The sequence below is a fragment of the Microbacterium koreense genome, assembly GCF_042677105.1.
Lineage (GTDB): Bacteria > Actinomycetota > Actinomycetes > Actinomycetales > Microbacteriaceae > Microbacterium > Microbacterium koreense.
The window spans coordinates 229,357-251,774 of the sequence record NZ_JBHTIM010000001.1 but is presented as its reverse complement, the minus strand read 5'-3'; the positions used below and the strand labels follow the sequence as shown (position 1 = coordinate 251,774).

The 22,418-nt window shown below is 68.2% G+C and carries 17 protein-coding genes, 2 tRNA genes and 1 pseudogene; 9 read left to right on the top strand and 11 right to left on the bottom strand.

What is annotated here, in order from left to right; translation table 11 throughout:
* Window positions 1-103: 103 nt before the first annotated feature.
* A complete protein-coding gene (gene pgm / locus ACFQZV_RS01065) occupies window positions 104-1,744 on the bottom strand; it encodes a phosphoglucomutase (alpha-D-glucose-1,6-bisphosphate-dependent) (protein ID WP_378751403.1) in 1,641 nt (546 codons plus the stop codon).
* A 96-nt stretch (window positions 1,745-1,840) separates the two neighbouring features.
* Between pgm and pheA the strand changes: the two genes are divergently transcribed.
* Complete coding sequence (gene pheA / locus ACFQZV_RS01060; RefSeq protein WP_378751401.1) at window positions 1,841-2,830, top strand: prephenate dehydratase; 990 nt, start codon at window positions 1,841-1,843, stop codon at window positions 2,828-2,830.
* A 35-nt stretch (window positions 2,831-2,865) separates the two neighbouring features.
* Here pheA and ACFQZV_RS01055 read toward each other — a convergent pair whose 3' ends face one another.
* On the bottom strand, window positions 2,866-3,918 hold the full coding sequence (locus ACFQZV_RS01055; protein ID WP_378751399.1) for an LLM class flavin-dependent oxidoreductase: 1,053 nt from the start codon (window positions 3,916-3,918) through the stop codon (window positions 2,866-2,868).
* A 121-nt stretch (window positions 3,919-4,039) separates the two neighbouring features.
* On the opposite strand from ACFQZV_RS01055, the gene ACFQZV_RS01050 reads away from it, so the two are divergent.
* A complete protein-coding gene (locus ACFQZV_RS01050; protein ID WP_378751397.1) occupies window positions 4,040-5,638 on the top strand; it encodes a helix-turn-helix transcriptional regulator in 1,599 nt (532 codons plus the stop codon).
* Between the two features lie 233 nt (window positions 5,639-5,871).
* The gene (locus tag ACFQZV_RS01045) at window positions 5,872-6,690 is read left to right on the top strand and encodes an LPXTG cell wall anchor domain-containing protein (RefSeq protein ID WP_378783231.1); all 819 of its coding nucleotides are present in this window, start codon (window positions 5,872-5,874) and stop codon (window positions 6,688-6,690) included.
* A gap of 101 nt (window positions 6,691-6,791) precedes the next feature.
* On the opposite strand, the gene ACFQZV_RS01040 is transcribed toward ACFQZV_RS01045, so the two are convergent.
* The 3 genes from ACFQZV_RS01040 to ACFQZV_RS01030 form a co-directional block, all read right to left on the bottom strand.
* Window positions 6,792-8,141, bottom strand: a complete 1,350-nt coding sequence (locus ACFQZV_RS01040; RefSeq protein WP_378751393.1) for a cryptochrome/photolyase family protein — start codon at window positions 8,139-8,141, stop codon at window positions 6,792-6,794.
* 169 nt (window positions 8,142-8,310) lie between these two features.
* A complete protein-coding gene (locus ACFQZV_RS01035) occupies window positions 8,311-9,276 on the bottom strand; it encodes a hypothetical protein (protein WP_378751391.1) in 966 nt (321 codons plus the stop codon).
* A gap of 292 nt (window positions 9,277-9,568) precedes the next feature.
* Window positions 9,569-10,762: a diacylglycerol/lipid kinase family protein gene (locus tag ACFQZV_RS01030; protein WP_378751389.1), complete on the bottom strand. Its 1,194-nt coding sequence runs from the start codon at window positions 10,760-10,762 to the stop codon at window positions 9,569-9,571.
* A gap of 61 nt (window positions 10,763-10,823) precedes the next feature.
* On the opposite strand from ACFQZV_RS01030, the gene serS reads away from it, so the two are divergent.
* From serS to ACFQZV_RS01000, 6 genes are all read left to right on the top strand, one after another.
* Window positions 10,824-12,089: a serine--tRNA ligase gene (serS, locus tag ACFQZV_RS01025; protein WP_378751387.1), complete on the top strand. Its 1,266-nt coding sequence runs from the start codon at window positions 10,824-10,826 to the stop codon at window positions 12,087-12,089.
* On the top strand, window positions 12,086-12,970 hold the full coding sequence (locus tag ACFQZV_RS01020; protein WP_378751386.1) for an HAD hydrolase family protein: 885 nt from the start codon (window positions 12,086-12,088) through the stop codon (window positions 12,968-12,970). Before serS ends, ACFQZV_RS01020 begins: the two co-directional genes overlap by 4 nt.
* A 142-nt stretch (window positions 12,971-13,112) precedes the next feature.
* Window positions 13,113-13,200 (top strand) — tRNA-Ser (locus ACFQZV_RS01015).
* 31 nt (window positions 13,201-13,231) lie between these two features.
* Entirely contained in the window at window positions 13,232-14,500 is a 1,269-nt protein-coding gene (locus ACFQZV_RS01010; RefSeq protein ID WP_378751384.1) for an LCP family protein, read from the top strand.
* Window positions 14,500-15,786: an LCP family protein gene (locus ACFQZV_RS01005; protein ID WP_378751382.1), complete on the top strand. Its 1,287-nt coding sequence runs from the start codon at window positions 14,500-14,502 to the stop codon at window positions 15,784-15,786. The genes ACFQZV_RS01010 and ACFQZV_RS01005 overlap by 1 nt, the downstream gene beginning before the upstream one ends.
* A gap of 149 nt (window positions 15,787-15,935) precedes the next feature.
* Window positions 15,936-16,024: transfer RNA gene (locus tag ACFQZV_RS01000), tRNA-Ser, on the top strand.
* Window positions 16,025-16,148: 124 nt separating this feature from the next.
* On the opposite strand, the pseudogene ACFQZV_RS00995 reads toward ACFQZV_RS01000, so the two are convergent.
* The 6 genes and pseudogenes from ACFQZV_RS00995 to ACFQZV_RS00970 form a co-directional block, all read right to left on the bottom strand.
* Window positions 16,149-17,299, bottom strand: a pseudogene (locus ACFQZV_RS00995) (IS481 family transposase); the annotation flags it as partial.
* A gap of 700 nt (window positions 17,300-17,999) precedes the next feature.
* On the bottom strand, window positions 18,000-18,962 hold the full coding sequence (locus tag ACFQZV_RS00990; RefSeq protein ID WP_378751523.1) for a LacI family DNA-binding transcriptional regulator: 963 nt from the start codon (window positions 18,960-18,962) through the stop codon (window positions 18,000-18,002).
* A gap of 49 nt (window positions 18,963-19,011) precedes the next feature.
* Window positions 19,012-19,788: an SDR family NAD(P)-dependent oxidoreductase gene (locus tag ACFQZV_RS00985; protein ID WP_378751380.1), complete on the bottom strand. Its 777-nt coding sequence runs from the start codon at window positions 19,786-19,788 to the stop codon at window positions 19,012-19,014.
* A complete protein-coding gene (locus ACFQZV_RS00980) occupies window positions 19,785-20,531 on the bottom strand; it encodes a maleate cis-trans isomerase family protein (protein WP_378751378.1) in 747 nt (248 codons plus the stop codon). Before ACFQZV_RS00980 ends, ACFQZV_RS00985 begins: the two co-directional genes overlap by 4 nt.
* The gene (locus tag ACFQZV_RS00975) at window positions 20,524-21,408 is read right to left on the bottom strand and encodes an aminotransferase class IV (RefSeq protein WP_378751376.1); all 885 of its coding nucleotides are present in this window, start codon (window positions 21,406-21,408) and stop codon (window positions 20,524-20,526) included. The genes ACFQZV_RS00980 and ACFQZV_RS00975 overlap by 8 nt, the downstream gene beginning before the upstream one ends.
* The gene (locus ACFQZV_RS00970; protein ID WP_378751374.1) at window positions 21,405-22,418 is read right to left on the bottom strand and encodes an aminopeptidase; all 1,014 of its coding nucleotides are present in this window, start codon (window positions 22,416-22,418) and stop codon (window positions 21,405-21,407) included. Before ACFQZV_RS00970 ends, ACFQZV_RS00975 begins: the two co-directional genes overlap by 4 nt.

Here is a 22,418-nt window from a genome sequence, read left to right as displayed (position 1 = left end):
GAGTTTCGATGCAGAGAGCGATTCTCGGCGCGAAGGGGCGGTCAGCCCAGGCGAACGGCGGCAACGGTGGCAAGGGCGGCACGCCAGGCGCTGCCGGGCGGGCTTACCCCTCGAGCGCGGCGGAGACCACTGCGCGCGCGGCGGCCTGCACCTCGGCGAGGTGTTCGGGGCCGCGCAGCGACTCGGCGTAGAGCTTGTAGACGTCCTCGGTCCCCGACGGGCGGGCGGCGAACCAGGCGTGGTCGGTCTGCACCTTGATGCCACCGATCGGCGCGCCGTTTCCCGGAGCATGTGAGAGGGCCGCGGTCACCGTGTCGCCGGCGAGCTCGGTCACCGTGACCGACTCAGGAGAGAGTTGCGCGAGCACCTCTTTCTGCGCCGGGGTGGCCGGGGCGTCCACGCGTTGGTACGACGAGGCGCCGAACTCGGACTCGAGCTCGGCGTAGCGCTGCGAAGGGGTCTTCCCTGTGACGGCGAGGATCTCGGCGGCCAACAGACACAGCAGGATGCCGTCCTTGTCCGTCGTCCACACCGACCCGTCCTTTCGCAGGAACGAGGCGCCCGCGGACTCCTCGCCGCCGAAGGCGATCGAGCCGTCGATCAAGCCCGGAACGAACCACTTGAACCCGACGGGCACCTCGTACAGGCGCCGTCCGAGCGCGGCGGTGACCTTGTCGATGATCATCGACGACACGAGCGTCTTTCCGATCGCCGCTCCCGTCGGCCACCCGTCCCGATGCGCCGACAGGTAGTCGATCGCCACGGCCAGATAGTGGTTGGGGTTCATCAGGCCCGCGTCGGGGGTGACGATCCCGTGACGGTCGGCATCCGCGTCGTTTCCCGTGAGGATGTCGTACTCGTCGCGGCGTGCGACGAGCGAGGCCATCGCCGACGGTGAAGACGGGTCCATGCGGATCTTCTCGTCCCAGTCGAGCGTCATGAAACGCCAGGTCGGATCGACGTCGGGATTCACGACCGTGAGGTCGAGACCGTACATCTCGGCGATGAGCGTCCAATAGTCGACCGATGCGCCACCGAGCGGGTCCGCCCCGATGCGCACGCCCGCGCGCTTGATCGCGTCGATGTCGATGATGCTCGCGAGATCGCTCACGTACGCCTTGCGGAAGTCGTACTCGGCAAGGGCGTCGCCGTCGAGGTCGGCGAAGCGGACGCGCTGTACGCCGTCGAGTCCGGCCGCGATGAGGGCGTTGGCGCGGTTGGCGATCCAACTCGTCGCGCCCGTGTCGGCGGGGCCGCCGTGCGGCGGGTTGTACTTGAAGCCGCCGTCGCGCGGAGGATTGTGCGATGGCGTGACGACGATGCCATCGGCGCGGGCCGGATCGTCGTCGGCGCGGCCGGTGTTGTGGGCGAGGATCGCGTGGGACAACGCGGGTGTCGGCACCCACGAGTCGCGGCTGTCGACGCGCACGTCCACACCGTTGGCGACGAGCACTTCGACGGCGCTGCGTTCGGCCGGGAGCGACAACCCGTGGGTGTCGCGTCCGAGGAACAGCGGACCGGCGATGCCCTCGGCCGTGCGGTAATCGACGATCGCCTGGGTCGTTGCGAGGATGTGGTCTTCGTTGAAGCTCGACGTGAGCGACGAACCGCGGTGCCCGCTCGTCCCGAAAGCGACGCGCTGTGCAGGATCGGAGGGATCGGGCTTGCGGTCGTAGTAGGCGGCGATCAGTTCGTCGACGTCGATGAGGTCGGAGGCTTCGGCGGGATGTCCAGCGCGGCTCATGTTCCCAGTCTGCCCCGAACGCGCGCGGTTGTCGCGGGTTGACGCCTGGTCTCGTGTCGCGAGAACGGCGCGCACGGCAGCGCGCGGGGGGAGCGCATGGCGGGCGGGACCGCCGACGAGTGCGGGTCTAGGCTGAAGCCCGTGACTTCCGAGCTCCGCACGTACAGCTACCTCGGGCCCGCGGGGACGTTCACCGAAGCCGCGCTCGCCCAGGTTCCCGAAGCCCGCGGGCAGCGGTGGGTGCCCGTGCGCAACGTCGGTGAAGCGCTCGCCGATGTGGTCGAGGGTCGATCGGATGCCGCGGTGATCGCGATCGAGAACTCCGTCGACGGAGGGGTGTCCACGGCACAGGACGCGTTGGCGACCGTGCCGGGTCTACGGATCACCGGCGAGTTCCTCGTGCCGGTCGAGTTCGTCCTGGTCGGGCGCGAGGGTGCCACGCTCGAGGACGTGTCGTTGGTGGCCGCACACCCGGTCGCCTACGCGCAGTGCCTGCAGTGGCTCACCCGCACCGTTCCCGCCCACGCGCACCTTCCGGCGGCGAGCAATGTGGCCAGCGCCATCGGACTGCTCGACGGGACGAGCGATGCGGATGCCGCGATCTCCCCTCCCGGCATCCTCGATCATCACGACCTCACGCTGCTCGCCGCGAACATCGGCGACAACCCCGACGCGGTCACGCGGTTCGTGCTGGTGTCCCGCACCACGGCTCCGCCGCCTCCGACCGGTGCGGACAAGACCTCGCTGGTCGTCGAGTTGCCCGACGATCACCCTGGTGCGTTGCTGGAGATGCTCGAGCAATTCGCGACGCGCGGCATCAATCTGTCGCTCCTCGCCTCGCGCCCGATCGGCGATGCCCTCGGCCGCTACCGGTTCGTCATCGACGCCGACGGTCACATCCAGGACGAGCGGATGGCCGATGCCCTGCTCGGGCTGCGGCGGTTCAGTCCGCGCGTGATCTTCCTCGGGTCGTATCCGCGCGCGGACCGTTCGATCGTCCACTATCCCGAGCGGTACTCCGACGACGTCTTCGTCGAAGCGCGAGACTGGCTCCGCGGTCTGATCAGCGGCGCTCCCGAAGACTGAAGCCGCGGGCCGCGCTCACCTTCTCGGCGCCGCACTCAGTCGCCGAGGGCTGAGGTCACGAGTTCCAGCGTCTGTACCCGGCCGGGCGCGGCATCCATCGGCTCGTCATCGAACGAACCCGAGACGGGCGAGAGCATGACCTCGTCGACACCCCACCTGTCGGCGAACGTGCGCACCTCGGCGGCGACCGACTCGCCGGTGCCGACGAACCACGTCTGGCGAACACCCGACATGATCTGCTCGCCCATACTGTCGAACTCGGATGCCGCGGCCTGCGCCTGCTCGACCGTCTCGAGCGCGGTGAGCGGACGGTTCTGTCGCAGGCGCGCCATCATCCGCAGCTGCGGCAGCGCACGCTGCTCGGCTTCGTCCTGCGTGGGCGCCGCCACGGCGTTCACGGTCAGGAACGTGCGCGGTGCCGGATTCTGCGCCGTGGCCTGGAACCCGGAACGGTAGAGGTCGAGGGCGCGCTCCAGCCCGGCGCCCGAGAAATGGTTCGCGAAGACGTAGGGCATGCCGAGGGATGCCGCGAGCTGGGCGGAGTAGTCGCTCGAGCCGAGCAGCCACACCTCGGGTGTGGTCGTCGCGGCGGGTGTCGCGTGTACGTCGTAGGTTCCCCCCGACGTGAATCGCACGGTCGCGCCGTCGGGCGAGACCAACGAGACGATGTCGTTGACGTGTTCGGGGAACCGTTCGACATCGCTCGTCGTCCCCGACATACGCAGGAGTTGCGAGATGACGGGGTCGCTGCCGGGGGCACGCCCGAGACCCAGATCGATGCGCCCGGGGGCCATCGCTTCGAGCGCGGCGAACTGTTCTGCCACGACGAGGGGGGAGTGGTTGGGGAGCATGACACCGCCGGATCCCACGCGGATGCGTGAGGTGCGAGCGGCCGTCGCGGCGATCAGAACGGGTGGGGTGGTCGAGGCGACGGCGGGCATGTTGTGGTGCTCGGCGAACCAGTAGCGGCGCAGCCCGAGACGGTCGGCGTGGGCCGCCAACGAGAGAGATGCCGCGACCGCCTGCGCCGTCGTCTGCCCCGACCTCACGGGTACCAGGTCGAGGACGGAAAGAGCGGGGCGGGGCATGTCTGGCATCACGTCGTGCCAGAACGCGTCCCGGCGTCGGAACATTCCGGCGGCTCGCGCTAGGGTCGGGATCGGCGGGGACGCGCCTGGGCTTACGTGGCGAAAGGACGACACCATCGACATGGAGCGCGCGCTCGAGCGAATCGTGCAGCTGATCAGCGAGGACCGCTACGCCGAGGCGGAGGAAGACACGCGTGGGCTGTCACTGGTTTCGCTGACCGGACCGCTCGCGGGAATCGTCACGCGCCGGAACACGGACCTTTCGCGGCGGTGGAACCAGATGCGCGGGTACCCGGCACTGGTGGCTTTGGTGGCCCTCGGCCGATACCGTGTCTCCGGCGACATCCGCTCGATGGACGCCGATCTTCGAGCCGCTGCAGATTCGCTCGCGTCTCACCGCTCGCCCGACCCCGTGCGCCGCGCGCGGGACCTGGTGCTTCAGGCGTTGTGTCTCGGGCTCGCGGACCGCGGTGCCGATTCCGTGGAGATCGGTCTGCGCGCAACCGCACTCATCGACGACCTCGGTCCTCGGCTCGGAGAGGAGCAGGACCGACGGATCGCGACGGCGGCGATCGACCTCGCCGGATTGCTTCTCGTGCTCGACGAGTACGAAGCAGCGACGCGGATGTGTCGCGTGACCCGGGCGCGGACACACGACCCGTTCTCACCGATGTGGCGCATGGCCGACATCGGGTTGATGTGTGTCGCCGAGATCACCGGTTCGCGCGGCGCCGTACGCGCGCCGAGCGGTGCTGCCTCCGACCCGCAAGCAGGAGATGGGATGTGGCGCGCGATGCTCTTCGTCGCGAAGGCTTGCCTCGCTCTTGACGCGATGCATCCCGAAGAGGGGTTGATGCGCAGCCAAGAAGCGGTCGGGATGTTCCCCGACCCGTACTCGCTGGGTCCGCTGGTGTCGGTGCACGCGACGATGCTGATTGCCGCGGGACACCCGTCGTGGGCGGGCGAGTTCCTCGACACCGTCGAGCGCGTCGGATTGTCGACGACGCCGACGACCGCTGTGGGCGACACCCGACTGCTCATGCGTAGCCTCGCCGCTGCAGCGTCAGGTGACATGGCCTCCGCCCTGCGCGCCGAAGCGCGGATGGACCCCGCATCTCCTCGCCGAAATCTGGCGCAGGCGTATCGCCTGCTGTGGCAGGGCGACAACGAGGGTGTCGTCGCCGTCGGTGCACGCGTTGCGCGCGACCGGGTCACGGCACGGCATGTCGGGTTCCTCTCGGTGGTCCTCGCCGCCGCGCACCTGAGACAGGGCCGGGAGTCTCAGACGATCGCCGATATGGAGCGAGCAGGCCGGGAGATCGGCATGCAGAGTCTCGGCGGAGCGGTCTTGATGTTGCCCCGATCGGATGTCATCGCCCTTCTGCGTCTCATCGACGAACGAGGCACGGTCGTGTTGAGGCGGGCGCTGCCCCAACCCGAGCAGGCGATGCTCGCCGACCATCCGTCCCCGACGCTCACAGGCCGTGAACGCGAGGTGCTGTCGCTCGCCGCGATGGGCCTCACGAACCCGCTCATCGCCGAGCGGATGCACATCTCGGCGAACACGGTGAAGTACCACCTTGCGCGCGCCTACCGGGCCCTCGGCGTGGCCACGCGGGCACGCGCGGTCGAACGCGCCGAGGAGATCGGCGCCCTGATCGACGTGACACCGGACGCAGAGGCCGGTCGTACATCGCCGGCCTCCGGCACGCGCGGGTAGTCGGCGGGTAGGGGAGAGCGGCGCGCGGGAGCACTGACCGGGTAGTTCTCGCCGATATCCCCGTCAGTGTCGTGCGCGCGGTGCTCGAATAGGTGTGCGATGCCGAGGCGTGGGGCCTCAGTACCGACGGCGATTGGGCGCCGACGGCGGCATCCGGGGGCGATGGGGTGTCCACACCGTGGACGCGTGTCGTCCCCACGGGACGCACTTGGGGTGCGTCTGGGGAGAACAACATGTCTGTATACACGTCTGCGCGTGGTCGCCTGGCGGCGGTCGGCGCGCTGTCTCTGCTTCTCGGCGCCGGCGGTGCGCTCATCACGTCGGCACCTGCGCTGGCAGCGGGCTCGGATGCCCCGACCCCGTACACGGTCGGCACATCCGGCATCACGCTGCCTGACGGTGCGGTGTTCACCGACGGCGGGCACGTCAACGTGCGTGCCAACCAAGGCAACCGCGGCATTCACTTCGAGTCGCGCAACAACCAGCCTTCGGGTGCGTGGATCGGTGAGTCGTTCCTGCCGTGGGAGGCCTTCGGCTACGACACGGAGTCTGTGTGCGTCGAGTGGGTCCAGATCGGCGACTACGACGAGCACTACGGGGAGGGCGGCCAACCTCCGGTCGGCAACGGCTGCGAGCCGGAGGTTCCGGTGGATCCGGAGGTTCCGGTCGAGCCGGTGGATCCGGAGGTTCCGGTCGAGCCGGTGGATCCGGAGGTTCCGGAGGTTCCGGTCGAGCCGGTGGATCCGGAGGTTCCGGTCGAGCCGGTGGATCCGGAGGTTCCGGTCGAGCCGGTGGATCCGGAGGTTCCGGTCGAGCCGGTGGATCCGGAGGTTCCGGTCGAGCCGGTCGACCCGGAGGTTCCGACCGAGCCCGTGGACCCGAGCTATCCCGAGCTTCCGGCCGAGCTCCCGTTGACCGACGGAACGGCGGCCGCCACTGAGCTGCCGCAGACCGGGCAGGACACCGCCGCACTCATCGCGGCCGCCGTCGCCGGGTTCGCGGTGATCGCCGGAGGAGCCGGCCTGACCGTGGCGGCACGCCGCCGCCGCTAGGCCCCGGGAGCCGAGGCCCCCTGAACCCGGCTCCTGGAAGACCGCCGAAACCCCCCTCAAGGCGGTTCGAGACCCCGCGTCACCCCCGACGCGGGGTCTCGTCATTTGCTCGTTGGAGCCGCGCTCTTGACGTCCTCGTAGGCCATCAGCGCGGCGTTGCGCGTCTCGCGCAGGTCGACGATCGGCTCGAGGTCGGCATCACCCCGCCATTCACCGATGTAGGTGCCGTGCGGGTCGAACTTCTTCGCCTGCAGCTCGGGATTGAAGATGCGGAAGTACGGCGCTGCGTCGGCTCCTGAACCCGCGACCCACTGCCAGTTGAACGGGTTGCTGGCGGCATCCGCGTCGACCAGTGTGTCCCAGAACCACTGCTCGCCGCGTCGCCAGTCGATGAGCAGGTTCTTCACGAGGAACGATGCCGTGACCATCCGCACGCGGTTGTGCATGTGGCCGGTGTGCCAGAGTTCGCGCATTCCGGCGTCGACGAGCGGGATGCCGGTGCGTCCCCGCTGCCATGCTTTCAGGTGTGCCGGCTTCAGGCGGGGCCAGGCGAACGCGTCGAACTCGGTGCGGAGATTCTTCGTCGCCAGGTCGGGAAAGTGGAAGAGCGTGTGCCAGGCGAACTCGCGCCATCCCAGTTCGGTGAGGAAGCCGCCCGCGCCGTCGACGCCGACCGATTCGTGCCAGACGGTGTACGGGCTCACCTCGCCCCACCGCAGGTACGGGGACAGCATCGACGTCGCGCCCGCAGCGGGTTCGTCGCGGGCGCGATCGTATTCGGCGAGGTCGTCGCTCAGGAATTCGCGTAAGCGTCGCCGGGCGGCCGGCTCACCCGGCTCCCACGTGTCGCGCAGGCCACCCGCCCAATCCGGGCCCGTCGGCAGCAGACCCCAATCCTCGAGCCGATCGGATGCCGGGGGTCGCTCCGGCCCGGGGACCTCCCGCGGTTCGGGCAACGGCTCCCGCGGCGCGGGCAGGGCGCGGCACGCGCGCCAGAACGGGGTGAACACCGAGTAGTGCGAGCCGGATCCGGTGGCGACGGTCCACGGCTCGAACAAGAGTGACCCGGCGAAGGAGGCGACCTCGACACCCTCCGCACGCAGGTCGGACTTGAGCCCCGCATCGATCGCGCTCTCGGGCCCGCCGTAGCGGCGGTTCCAGAAGACTGCGCCCGCCCCCGCATCCTGGACCACCTCCCGAACCGCGTGCGCGGCCGAGCCGCGGCGCAAGACCAGGCGGCTTCCGCGCTCGAGCAGGCGCTCAGCGAGCGACGCGAGAGAGTGATGCAGCCACCATCGCGCGGCGCCTCCGAGCGGGCGGACGCCGTCGGATTCTTCGTCGAGCACGTACAACGCGATGACCGGCTCGTCGCGGTCGAGCGCTGCCCGCAGGGCCGGGTTGTCGGCGAGCCGGAGGTCGTCACGGAACCAGACGATCGAGGGGGATGCCATCCGCCCATCCTCGCCGTCGCGCTCCCCACCCCGCACCGCCTTGACAACCCCGCACTCCCCGCCCCCGAGCCGTTTGTGCGGAGTTCCGGGCGTCTCCACGTCGTCGAAGCGGCAAGATCTCCGCACAAACAGCACGCGCATGTGTTCAGATCGTCCGCACGAACGGCGGTCAGCGCCATCCGCGCGCGTGGAGGGCACGGCGGACACGTTGTGCGACGCCGGCATGGTCGCGCATGTCGGCCTTCAGAACGTGCACGACGATCCATCCCGCGGCGATGAGCTGTTCGAGCTGTCGCTTGTCGCGGTGGTACTGCTCGTCGTCTGTGCGGTGCTGTTCGCCGTCGTACTCGACCAGAACCCCATACTCCGGGTAGACCATGTCGCCGTGCCGGATGAAACGTCCCTCGAGATCGTGGAGGGGCGCGTTCACCCGCGGCTCGGGAAGGCCCGCGTCGGTCAGCAGCAGGCGAACTTGGGTCTCGCGCACCGAGTCCGTTCTCGGCCGGATCAACTCCAGCGCCTCACGCAACCGCTTGACACCGTGCCGCCCCGCGGCGCGATCGACCGCTCGTTGCAGTTGGCCGAGTGTGGCATCCGGGCGCTTGCGTCGGAGCAGATGATCGCCGATTCCGACCAGTTCGACGGTGCTCATGTTGCCGCTGAGAGCGACCCAGGTCTGCACCGGTGTCGTCACGCGCAGTCCGCTAGCCATGACGACGGCGCGTAGGTCGCGGGGCGAGAAGTGCGCGGTCACGCCGCGCGCCCTCGGACGCGCCTCGCGCGTCGCCGTCGACACATGGACCTCGAGGTCGCGCATCTGCGCGGAGCGGAGCGGGAACCCGTGCGCCTTCGCCGCGGTGAGGTGGCTGAAGGCGGCGCGCGGGTCGAGCGCCGGCGCGTATGCCGCGGCGCGCGCGAGCGCCATCGCTCGTAGGGCATCCCAGTAGTTCTCGGCACTCTCGGCATGCGTCAGATCGGCAGTCGAAAGTGAACCTGTGGGCGAGCGGATGCCGCGAAACGGCGCATCGAGGTCGCTACGGCGAAGTCGGCTCGAGGAGATACCCGCGACCTTCGCTTCGGCGACGGTGAAGTCGCGACCGCGGAACATCTCGGGCAAGGGCTTCGGGGTGCGCATCCGCTGAGGCTGGCCCACCCGAGCGGCGGATTCACGCGTCCTCACCTTCCCTGTGGATGGGGAACACTGCACCCCCGCCTGCGCAGGAGCCGCCCACGGCCGTTTGTGCGGATGAGATGCCGGATCCCGCTCGCCTGGAGCGGCGCGAACTCCGCACAACCGACTCAGGGGGTGGGTCGTGCGGGGTGGGGCGTTCGGGGGTGATTGTGCGGAGATAGGGCCGGAACGCGGTCGCCGGGAGCGGCCGGTACTCCGCACAAACGGATGGGGGTGGGGGGGTGACGACGGCGGGTCAGAGCCCGTCGACGGCGTGGCCGCGGGGCACGGCAATCCGCAGGTGACCGCGCTCGACGCGGACTCGGATCTCGACGGCTTCGCCGAACTCGTCGCCGTCGAGCTGCACGGGGTGCGCCTCGGACGACGCGACATCGATGCCGCCACCACGCGAGTAGATGATCGCGTTGTCCTTGGTCCGCAACGCCAACACGCGTCGACCCGCGCGGAAGCGTCGGAGCACGCTGTTGTCCCATGCGACGCGGCGCCAGACGAACATCCAGCCCAGTGGGCCCTTCGGTTGCACGATGACGATGTCGAGCGCGCCGTCGGTGATCGATGCGTCCGGCACCAGTTCGAGGCCCGCGGGCAGGGATCCGCAGTTGGCGAACAGCAGACTCTGCACCCGCACCGAATGGAGGCGGTGGCCGACCAGCTGGTACATGACCCGGAACGGTTTGGCGTTCGCGAGCGACCGCGCGGCGCCGTCGACGTAGGCGACCCACCCGACAGTGCGTTTGAGGTCGGGGTTGGTGTTGGCGATCATCGCCGCGTCCAAGCCCATGCCACCCATGACGACGAACGCGTGCTCGACGCGCTCCCCGTCGGCGCGACGGAGGGCCGCCCACCCGACGTCCATCGCGAGTGTGTCGCCCTGAAACGCCGCGCGCACCATCGCGCGGGGGTCGGTGAGGGGGAGGTGAAGGTTGCGGGCGAGCAGGTTTCCGGTGCCGCTGGGCACGATCGCCAGGGGCACGTCGGTGCCCGACATCGCTTCGGACACCGCACGCACCGTGCCGTCGCCGCCGGCCACGAGTACGACGGTCGCGCCGGCGTCCAGAGCTTCGCGTGTGACATCGTCTCCGAGGTCGTCGACCGTGGTTTCGTAATAGAGCGGCTCCGCCCAGCCGGCTTTCTCCGACTCGCGGCCGACGAGTTCGCGCAGGGCGTCGCCGTCGGTCTTGATCGGGTTGTACACCAGCGCGGCTTTGGGTGTCGGTCTTTCGCCGCCGCCGGCGAAGGATGCCGTGTCGCCCTCCTCATCGACGCGTCGGGCGTCGCCGCCGTGACCCGAGTGATCCGGTGCGACGTCCTCTGGCTCGTGGATGACGTCGTCGGGTGCCGCAGCCTGTTCCGGGTCGGGCGCGTCAGTACCCGCAACGGCACCCTCATCGCGGGGAGAATCAGTGTGCGGATCTTCGGCGTTCGCCATGAGTAACAGACTAGGGCCGCCAGGCCCCTGCCGACGTGGGGGGCGCGGCTAGGATTGGGGCGTGATCGATCCTGTTGTGCTCCGCGAGAATCCCGACCTGGTCAAGCGCTCGCAGGAGGCGCGTGGGTCGTCTCCCGACACCGTCGACCAGGCGCTCGAAGCCGACCGCGCTCGGCGAGCGGCGATTACGGCGTTCGAAGAACTCCGCGCGGCGCAGAACGCCCATGGCAAGAAGGTCGCCCAGGCTCCGAAAGAAGACAAGCCGGCGCTCGTCGCCGAGGCGAAGGACCTCAGCGCCCGGGTGAAGGATGCGCAGCACGCCGTCACGGCGGCGGAAGCGGCATCCGACGAGGCACTGTCGCGCATCGAGAACATCGTCATCGACGGCGTACCGGCCGGTGGTGAGGAGTCTTTCGTCACACTCCGCACCCACGGTGACGTGCCGTCGTACGACTTCGAGCCGCTGGACCACCTCGCGCTCGGGGAGAAGCTCGGCGCGATCGATATGGAACGCGGCACCAAAGTCTCGGGCAGTCGCTTCTACTTCTTGACCGGCATCGGTGCTCGGCTCGAGATCGCCCTGATGTCACTGGCGCTCGACCGCGCGCTGCAGGCCGGGTTCACCCCATTGATCCCCCCGACCCTCGTGCGCCCCGAGGTGATGCGGGGCACCGGGTTCTTGGGCGAGCACGCCGACGAGGTCTACCACCTCGACGACGACGATCTGTATCTGGTCGGCACGAGCGAGGTGCCGCTGGCCGGCTACCACATGGACGAGATCCTCGACCTGGGCCGCGGGGCCAAGCGCTACGCCGGATGGTCGACCTGCTACCGCCGTGAGGCCGGGTCGTACGGCAAGGACACCCGCGGCATCATCCGGGTGCACCAGTTCAACAAACTCGAGATGTTCGTCTACACGACCCCCGACGACGCCGAGGCCGAGCACCTGCGCCTCGTCGAATTGCAGGAACGGATGCTGCAGGATCTCGGACTCAGCTACCGGGTGATCGACGTCGCGGCGGGCGACCTCGGTTCGAGCGCCGCGCGAAAGTACGACATCGAAGCGTGGGTTCCGACCCAGGGCGCCTACCGTGAACTGACGTCCACCTCGAACTGCACGACCTATCAGGCCCGCAGGCTCGACATCCGCTTCCGCCCCGAGAGCGGCAAGACGCAGCCGGTCGCCACCCTCAACGGCACCCTCGCCACGACCCGCTGGATCGTCGCGCTCCTCGAGACCCACCAGCACGCCGACGGTTCGGTGACCGTGCCCGAGGTGTTGCGGCCCTACCTCGGAGGCCTCGAAATCATGGAGCCGACGGCGTGACGCGCGTCCCCGAGTCCGGTGAGATCGAGGCTGTGACACCGGATGCCGCGGCCGAGGTCGTCGACGAGGTCGCCGAGCATCCGCCCGCCCGCCTGCTGATCGCGCTCGACATCGACGGCACCGTGATCCTCGAGGACGAAAGCCTCAGCCCCGGAGTCGTCGACGCCGTCGCGCACGCACAGCGAGCCGGTCACGAGGTGATGATCGCCACGGGACGCAGTTGGGAGGGAACCCGCGGTGTCTTGCGTGTGCTCGGCATCGCGCCCGAGTACGTCGTCTGCTCGAACGGTGCCGTCGTCTTGCGCCGCCTGGATGCCGACGACCTCCAATACGAGCGGTTCCACATCGAGACCTTCGACCCCAGCGAGGTGCTCACGTTGCTGCGGGAGCACTTGCCCGAGGCGCGCTACCTCGTCGAACTGCCCGACGGGCACCGGCTGTACACCGACTATCTCGACGACTGGAATCTGATGGAGGCCGAGCGGGTCCCCTTCGACCAGCTGAGCCGCGGGCCGGTGTGCCGTGTCGTGGTCGTCGCGCCCGATCAGGGGTCGCACGACTTCCTCAACCTCGTCGAACGCATCGGGTTGCACCAGGTGTCGTACGCCGTCGGCTACACCGCGTGGCTCGACATCGCGCCGCAAGACGTCGACAAGGGCACCGGGCTTGAGCGGGTACGCACCGCCCTCGACATCGCGCCGACAGACGTGCTCGTCATCGGCGACGGGCGCAACGACCTCGGCATGTTCGCCTGGGCGCTGGCACACGGCGGGCGCGCCGTCGCGATGGAGCAGGGGCCGCAAGAAGTTCGCGATGCCGCGGGCGAGATCACTCTCTCGGTCGACGAAGGCGGAGTCGCCGCCATCCTTACCCAGCTCTGATCTGCGGTTTCACGGCATCTGACGAAATCAGGCGCTTCGGCGTGGTCTTTCAGATCTTGCACAGCCGCCGCTGTCAGAATCGACCAGACGGTGCCGTCGGCTAGACTCGTCGCCTGTTCGACGGATGTTGCGGCATCCGTTGGGAGGGTTGTCCGAGCGGCCGATGGACCTGGTCTTGAAAACCAGTGGGCAGCAATGTCCCGTGGGTTCGAATCCCACACCCTCCGCCACATGCGGGAAATCGCCCCTGAGAGGACCCGAATGAATCCGACGACCAAGCCTCCGAGGCGTGGCCGTCGTCCGCTCGCACGGCACGGCGCGTTGACGTCGCCGCACCCGTTCGCGCAGTTCCTCAAGATCGTCGCGGTCGTCGTCGCCGTCGTGCTCGTCTCGGGCTTCGGTGTCGCCACCTACGCCACGTATGACATCACGGCGAGCTTCGCCGATGAGGCAGTCGAACTCGAGGGGCAGTCGGCGGCTCCGCCCGACATCGGCGCCATCGAGACCGGCGTCGACATGCTCGTGGTCGGCACCGATGAGTGCGAACCCGAGTACGCGAGCTATTTCGGTGAGCGGTGCACCGGGGCGGATGCCGCGGGCCAACTCAACGACGTGAACATGCTCGTCCACATCTCGAACAACCCGCGCCGCGTGACGGTGGTGTCGTTCCCGCGCGACCTGATGGTGCCGATCCCCTCGTGCACCCGCGAGGACGGGTCGACCACGTCGGCGATGAGCAAGCAGCAGATCAACACCGCGTGGTCGTACGGCGGCTTGTCGTGCGTGGCCAAGACCGTCTCGCAGCTGAGTGGTCAGAGCATCCCGATGGCGGCGAAGGTCAGCTTCGGCAACGTGATCAACATCACCGACGCGATCGGTGGCGTGGACGTCTGCATCGGCAATGGCGGGATCCGCGATTACTACACGGGAATCGACTGGCCGGCGGGTATGCGCAACGTCCAGGGAATCGAGGCGCTGCAGTTCCTGCGCACTCGCCACGGCCTCGAGAACGGCAGCGACCTGGCGCGCATCTCGAACCAGCAGCAGTACATGTCGCGGTTGGCGCGAAAGCTCGTCAGCGAAGAGGTGCTGTCGGACTTCGGTACCCTCTACCGGCTGGCGACGACCGCCGTCGAGAACGTCACGCCGAGTGAGAGTCTCACCAACCCGCTGACGCTCGTGCAGATCGCGCTGGCCGTGAAGGATGTTCCGTTCGACCAGATCGTCTTCGTGCAGTACCCCGTGCTCGCCGACCCCGCTGACCCCGACCGCGTTGTGCCGAACTACGCCGCAGCGGAGGAACTGTGGACGGCGCTCGCCGAGAACCGGCCGATCGAGGTCACCAACGACCCGAACCGCGGTGGCGGTGTCGTCACGGTCGAGCCGACCGACGAACCGACCCCGACGACGACCCCCACTCCTGGGTCGACCGACGCTCCGACGACGGATGCGACCGTCGAGCTTCCCGACTCCATCCCCGGCACATCCGCCGCGGATGAGACATGCTCCGCAGGAAACCTGAGGGGCTGATGGCAAGCGCACCTCGGCCGGAAGGCCGCCCTCCGATCGCGCGCCACGGCGTGCTGAGCACCCGGCATCCGCTTCTCACGATCCTCGCGATCTTCGGTGTCGTCGTCGCGGTGTTGAGCGTCAGCGGCCTCGGAATCGGCGCGTTCGCGGTGTGGAACGCCGCTCAGTCCGTCAGCGACAACGCGGTGGTGCTCGACGAAGACGAGGCCATCCCGCCGTCGCTCGGTGCGATCGAGGGTGGCGTCAACGTGCTGCTGGTCGGCACCGACTCGTGCGAGGGTGCGAACGCGGCCCTGTCGGGCGCGTGCCAGGCCGGCGACACCGACGGTGAGCGCAACGACGTCACGATGCTCGTGCACATCTCGGACGAGCCGCGCCGGGTCACGGTGGTGTCGTTCCCCCGCGACATGGTCGTGCCGATCCCCGCCTGCGCCCGCGAGGACGGCGAAGGCGAGTACTCGGCGATGAGCGCGCAGATGCTCAACGTCTCGTACATGTACGGCGGGCTGGCCTGCACGGTCAAGACCGTCGAGGAACTCACGGGTGAGGACATCCAATTCGCCGCCGCGGTGCGCTGGACGGGCGTCATCAACATGTCGGACGCGATCGGCGGCGTCGACGTCTGTGTCGCCGGCGACATCAGTGATTCGCACACCGGGCTGACCCTCGCCGCCGGTGAGCACACGCTACAAGGCGTGGAAGCGTTGCAGTTCCTGCGCATCCGCCATGGCATCGGCGACGGTTCCGACCTCGGACGCATCTCGAACCAGCAGCAGTTCATGTCGTCGATGGTGCGCAAACTGCAGAGCGATGACGTGCTGGGGAATCCCGGCGCGCTCTTCTCACTGGCGACGACCGCGATCTCGCAGGTCAGCCAGGGCCAGCTCGTGCTCAGCCAGTCGCTGGCGAACCCGACTCTCATGGTGCAGATCGCGATGGCCGTGCGCGACGTGCCCTACGAGGACATCGTGTTCGTGCAGTACCCCACCGAATACGGCGCAGGAGCATCGCGTGTATTGCCGGTGACGTACGCCGCCGACGAGCTGTTCGCCGCGCTGCGAGACAACGTGCCGATCTCCCTCACCGGGGAAGCAAGCCAGGGCTACGGCGTCGAAGTCACCGGCGAGGCCGTCGCCCCGACCGCGACACCGTCGCCCACCGCGTCCGGGTCGCCTTCGGCATCTCCCTCGGTGACCGCCCCCGCCACCGAGGAGCGCGTCGAGCTGCCCTCGAGCATTGCGGGCCAGACTGCCGCGCAGGTGACCTGCACCGTCCCCGAGCAATAGCCAGGTGGCTGCGCTGGATCGTTCTGGCGCGGCCCGAGGACTTGCATCGCGCGGACGCCCCCTGCACGTTCGGATGCCGGTTCGATCGCCCGGCGCCGAGCAGTTACACTTGCGGAGTGCATTCGCGCGCCTTCGGCCGTCGAATGCCTGGAGACGTCGCATAGTCAGGCCTAGTGCACCACCCTGCTAAGGTGGAGTCCCCTCACGGGGACCGAGGGTTCAAATCCCTCCGTCTCCGCGGTTGTCCTGAGTCGCGACATCGTTTACGAACGAGTCGTGGCTCAGGACTTTTTGTTGGGTTCGGCGGGTTGACGGTGACGCTCTGTCGGTGAGTCGGGTCATCGTTGACGGGCGGTTTAGGGGCTCTTGGGCTGGTAGTCGCGGTTGGGGTCGATGGTGTGTTCGGCGATGATTTCTCCAGTGTTCGCGTTGCTGGTGACGACGTCGCAGTCGTGGATGAGTAGCAGCACGGGAGTGCCGGCGTGGGCTTTGCCGATGCCGAGGTAGCGGAGTTTCCCGGCGTAGCGGAGGGTGACTTTCCCGTCGCGGTCGACTTTGTCGGTGCGGGAGCGCCATTCGGATCGGGCCGGCCCGGTCGGGGTCGCTTTCGGCAGGGCGGTGTAGGCCTGCTCGGGGGTGCGTCGCGCTGTGGAGCGGTGCGGGCGTTGCGTGTTGTACCAGGTCCGGAATTCGGTGAGTAGGAGCTGCAGGTCGGCGATCGTTGCGGGGTGGGGGCGGGCGGTGAGCCAGCGTTTCAGGGTTTGGTGGAAGCGTTCGATCTTCCCCTGGGTCTGCGGGTGTCCGGGGCGGCCGTTCTTCTGGGTGATGCCGTGTGCGGCGAGGAGTTTCTCGAATCCGCCGTGGGCTCCTTTGAAGCGGGCCAGGCGGGTGGTGAAGACGAGCCCGTTGTCGGTCAGCGTGGATAGGGGGGGCCGTATCGGCTGATCAGGTCGGTCATCGCGGTGACGACCATCGGTCCGGTGAACGCGGCTGCGGCGCGGATGTGCAGCAGGTATCGGGAGTGGTCGTCGAGGAAGTCGAGGATCTCGACCCGGGTGCCGTCGGTGAGGTACCAGTGGGTGATGTCGGCTTGCCAGCACTCGTTCGGCAGATCGGCTTCGAAGCGGATGTAGGAACTGCGGGGCCGCTTCGACGGCGCCGGCACGACAAGTCCCTCGGCGTGCAGGATGCAGCGGATCGTCGATGTGGAGGGGGCTGGGCGTCCTTCCTGCTCGAGGTGCCATGCGATCGTCGCCGGTCCCGCGTCGGCCCCGTTCGCGGTCAGCTCCACCCGCAACGCGATGACCCGTTCGCGGATCACAGCCGGTGTCGCACCGGGGTGGGTGATCGGCGCCCGGGAACGCGCGGCGACCCCGTCGGGGCCGTCGGCGTCGTAACGGGTGACGAGGGCATGGACCCATTGGCGGGTGACACTGAACCGGGCGGCGGCTTCAGCATGACTGAGGCCCTGCTCGCGAACGGCGCGGACGATGACGAGGTTCTTCGGCTTCACGCCCCATCGTCAGGGCACGTCGTTGTCAACGATGACGCGACTCACCCGTCAACGATCACCACGACGCGGATGTCGCCTATGTCGCGACTCATCGGTCAACGATCACAACCACTATCCGCGCGATTAGGTGTCAACGATCTCGTGAACCCAGACACCACCGTCACCGCCATTTTGAGGGCTGTTCGCGGAGTTTTTCGGAGCCGCTTGAGTGGCTATTCGGGAGAGTTCAGGGGTACTCGGGGTCGTTCGACGTTACGCAGGGATTACGCAAATCTTTCCCAGGTCAGAGGTCACTCCGCCAGTGACGTCCGACTCGGGACGCGTTCTGCCCTCTGCGACCATGGCGGCTCGAGCGTTGTGCGTATGTCTTGACGCGTTTCGGGTGAATCGGCGTCATGGGAGAAAGGTTTGCGAACGGAGGATCGAGGGGCTGAATCCCTCCGTCTCCATCTCATGAATCGCGCTCCCTGATGGAGCACGGTTCATGACAGCCCACTTTCTGCTGTGATGTCTCAAGACAACGGTGACGAATGCGCATCAGGATATCGCTGGCAGTCCGTTCTTCGTGAGCACGACGTGCGTGCCTTCGAGCGAACATTCGATCGTCGATCGGTCAGCGATCACGGCTGCTCAGGTCGTGGGCCTCGGCCCCGCACATCTGCATTGGCGAGCTATGGAAGCCAGGCCGTCGGCGACAGGCTCACGCCGGGACCATGAGTCTCCGAGGCCCACCGACGGCGACGCCGTCCAGACGCTCGAAGAGCGTCCGCGCGGCGGTCCGGCCGAGCTCGCGCGGGTCTGAGGCGTACGCGCGCACGCGGACGCGCAGGAGATCCCCGAGTTCCAGCTCGTCGAACACCGCGACCAGCGGGAGCGCATCGGCGCGGACGCCTTCGTCGAGCCGTCGGGCGTACTCGCGGAGGACTCCGACACCGATCCGGTTGTTGGCCGCGATGATCGCGGTGGGTTGATGCGCGATGTCCAGGAAATCACGCGCGTGCGATGCGGCATCCTCCACGTCGTCGGTGACACCGCGCACGAGTCGCGGATCCATCCGGAGTCCGGCCGCGCCCATCGCACGACCGAGTTCCTCGTAGCGTGCTCGGTGCGCTGAGACCGTCACGATGTTTCCGATGAACGCGACTCGCTGATGGCCTTCCGCGAGAAGGTCGTCGGCGGCACGGCGCGCCATCGCGGCATCGTCCATGAGCACACGGTCTGCGTCGAGATCCGCCGCCTCGCGCGCCGCGACGACGATGGGCACCTGACCGAGCCGCCTCACCCACCGTCGCGGTGCAGGCTCGCCGGCCGGGATGACGATCAGGCCCTCGACCCGTCGGCTAAGGAAGTTCGCGATCAAGTCGCTCTCGCGTGACGCGCTCTCCCCGGTGCTGCCGAGCAGGATATACCTACCTCGCGCGTGCGCGATCTCTTCGACACCGAGCGCGAACGTGCCGTAGAAGGGGTTGCTGAGGTTGGTGATCGCCACGCCGATCAGGCCACTGTGCTGACCTGGCCGCAGTCCACGTGCGTTCTCATTGGGAAGATAGTCGAGTTGCCTCACCGCTTCGATGACGCGCTGCTGCACTTCGGGCGTGACGTTTTTGCCTCCCGCGAGCGTGCGCGACACGGTGACCGGGCTCACGCCCGCAAGCCTGGCCACATCTTTCTGCGTGGGGATCGTGGGTGGCAGCCCGGTCTCCAGCAGATCGTCACGCTCCGGCAAGCTTTCCTCCGTCGACCATCAGCGCGGTACCTGTACAGAATGCGGATCGCCGCGACGACAAGAACACAACGGCATCGGCGACCTCCGCCGGCGTGCCCATTCTCTGAAGAGGCGTGCGAAGAGCGGCGGCGTGTCGATCCTGCCGCATCTGTTCATTCGCGTCCACATACGCACCCGGAGTCTCGATGAGACCCGGGCAGACGGCGTTCACGCGCACCGTGGGCGCGTAGTCCACCGCCAGGCTGCGGGTGAAGGCGACGACGGCACCCTTCGACGCACTGTACGCGGCGAGGCCTTTACCCGATTCGAACGCGGCACCTGACGAGCAGTTCACGACGACGCCCCCGCCCGCGGCGATCATCCCGGGGAGGAACACTCGGCACGTGAGGAACATGCTGGACACGTTCGCCCGCTGGATCAACTCCCACTCGTCGAATCGCTGTGTCGTGACCTCGCCGCGTCGGATGATGCCTGCCTGATTGACGAGCACGTCGAGGGCATTCGACCGCTCGACGACCGCGGCCAGCCCTGCGACGGCATCCTCGTCCCCGAGATCTACTACGTGCGACTCGACTGCATGACCGCCGGCCCGCAGCTCACCCGAGACACGAGCGAGGGAATCGGCATCGAGGTCGACAAGGATGAGCTCGGCCCCCTCGGAGGCGAATGCCGCCGCGATCGCCTGTCCGATACCGCTCGCCGCACCCGTGACGAGCACCCGTTTGCCCTCGAATTCGCCGGGGCCCGCTCCGCGGTCGTTCACGAGATCACCTCGGCGAGGTTTCGCGTGCTCAGCCGGCCGAGCGCCTTCGGTGCCCGCACTCCTGCAGACGACAGCATCGACCACGCAAGCGCGGAGTTGCTCGACACGACGGGGAGCCCGATCTCGGCTTCGAGCGTTGCGATGCTGCCGAGGGTGAGCCAGTTCGTGCAGCTGACGAAGACCGCATCCGCGTCGCCCAGATCGAGGGCCCGCACGGCGTCGGCGCTCGCGTTCAGCGGCAGCCGACCCTTCGGGAGGTTGCCGACGATGCCGAGGCCCGACACCGCGACGGTGGCGATGCCGACGTCGTCGAAATAGGCGATCTCCTTCTCATTGACCGAATCGATGTAGGGCGTCACGAGCGCGATCGATCGGGCTTCCAGCGCTCGCAGCGACTGACTGACGGCCGTGGAAGCCGTCACGAACGGCGCCCCGGCCTGTGCGCTGAGGCGCTCGCAGAGCTCGAGGTCGGGCGACAGCCCGTCGAGAAAGCTCGCCGCCGTGCAAGCGAAGCCGATCGCCGAGGGCGCGATCCCCGCTAGTCGCTCCACCGCGGATCCCAGCTCATCCCGCATCGCGAGCACCGTCGCGACCTTCTCGCCCGGGTCTTCGGTCTCGACCTGCAGCACGCGCGTCGCGAACCAGTCCGCCTCGCCCACCGCCAGGCGGGAGATCTCGCGCTCGACGGTGGTGTTCGTCGAGGGGATGACGAGCCCCAACCGGGCGGCGACAGCGTCAGACATGGGCTATCGGGGTTCCGTGGGCGTCGAGCGCAGCGAGGTACGCATCACGCAGTCTCGCGGTCACCGGCCCCATCCATCCATCGCCGACGGGCTGCGTCTCGAAGGTGACGACAGGAGTGATCTCGGCGCCCGTGCCGCACAGGAAGACCTCGTCGGCGGCGTGGACGTCGGAGGTCGTCAGGTCCTTCTCGCGCGCGGGGATGCCAAGCTCCGCCGCGAGCTCAAGCAGCAGGTTGCGCGTGATCCCGTCGAGCGTCGATATCGCGAACGGCGTGACCAGTTCCCCCTTCCGGACCAGGAAGATGTTCGACGCACTGCACTCTGCGAGGCACCCGCGGTTGTCCAGCACGATGGCGTCGTCGGCTCCGCGGCGCACGGCGTCGAGCTTGGCGAGTACCGCGTGCAGATAGCTGAGCGACTTGATCTTGCTGTCGACCGAGTCGGGGCCGTGGCGACGATAGCGCGAGACCACGAGGTGGATGCCTTCGGTCGCCGTACCGCTGATCGCCTGCCCGAGGACGACGACCGTGGCCGGACCGGACGCGAATCGAGGATCGACGCGCGGAGGAGTGCGAAGGCCGCGGGTGATGATCGGTCGGAAGTGGAAGTCATGGTCGATGTCGTTCGCGCGCAGCCACGCGAGGATGTCGCTCTTGAGCTCGTCCTGTGACATGGGTGGCTCGATGAACGCCGCGGCGGCTGAGTCGTACAGCCTTTCGATGTGCTCATCGAGCATTAGCACACGGCCGTTGTACACCCGCATCCCCTCGAAGACGCCGTCGCCGAAATTGAAGCCGCTGTCGAACACCGAGATGCTCGCGCTCTCGACGGGCACGTGGTCGCCGTTTATATAGACGGTGGTCAGCTGGTTGGTCATCGTGATCCTTCGGGTTCTGAGGCGAGTTCGGGACGGGAGAGCTCGTCGGCCAGCCAGGGCGCGAGTCGTCCCTCGACCAGCACCTCCCGGCCGTCGAGAACGAGGGTGGGATTGTGGAGCACGCCGTCGAGGTGGACGGGAGCGTCGACGACACCGCCGAGCGACACGTTGTGGCCCATGGCGACGTGAACGGTGCCGAAGAGCTTGTCGTCTTTGTGTCCGGTGATCTCGCCACGCGGCACCGTGCCGATGCCGAGCTCGGCGATGTTGCGCGCGGCAGGGCCCTCGGTGTCGAAGATGTGACGCAGCTGCGCGGCTGACGCCCCGCCCTCGACCGTCGTCACCGCGCCGTCGACGACCTCGACCACGATCGGCACGTCGACTTCGCCGATGAAGGCGATCGAGGCGTCGTACACGATGCGCCCGGTGGCGGTGCCTTCGAGCGGCGAGATCTCGGCGTCGCCCCAGTCGGGAATCGTCGCCGTGGCGCCCGGCTCGTGAAGGATGCTGTGGCACGAGAAGCCCTCGCGCCCGGCGAGAGACATCCGCAGGTCCGTGCCGGCGACGGTCGTCAGGTGCGCGTCGGACGCTGCGTCGAGTAGCGCACCCAGCCTGTCGGTGAGCGCTTCGGTGACGCGCAGATCGTCTGCGGTCAGATCCCAGTGCGCCGGAGGGAAGAGCAGTCCCACCCGCGCTCCGTCGGCGCTCGCATCCATTCTGCCCTGCGTGTGCCAGAACTGGCACGCGTCCTCCGGGTCGAACACCACCACGAGGACGTCGCTTCCGCGCAGCTGCGCGGCGGCCTCCGGTGAGACATCCTTCTCGCCAAGGTGGCGCTCGGGCACGGGCACGAGGCGAGGTGACGCCCCGATGGATGCCGCGTACGCGGCAAGCGCGGCCGCGTCGTCGGCGTGGTGCGGGTCATGCAGGAGGGTGACCACCTCCCCGGGCTGCACAGCGAGACAGGTGTCGAGGCAGATCGAGGAGCGGGTGGTATCGAGGGACAGCAC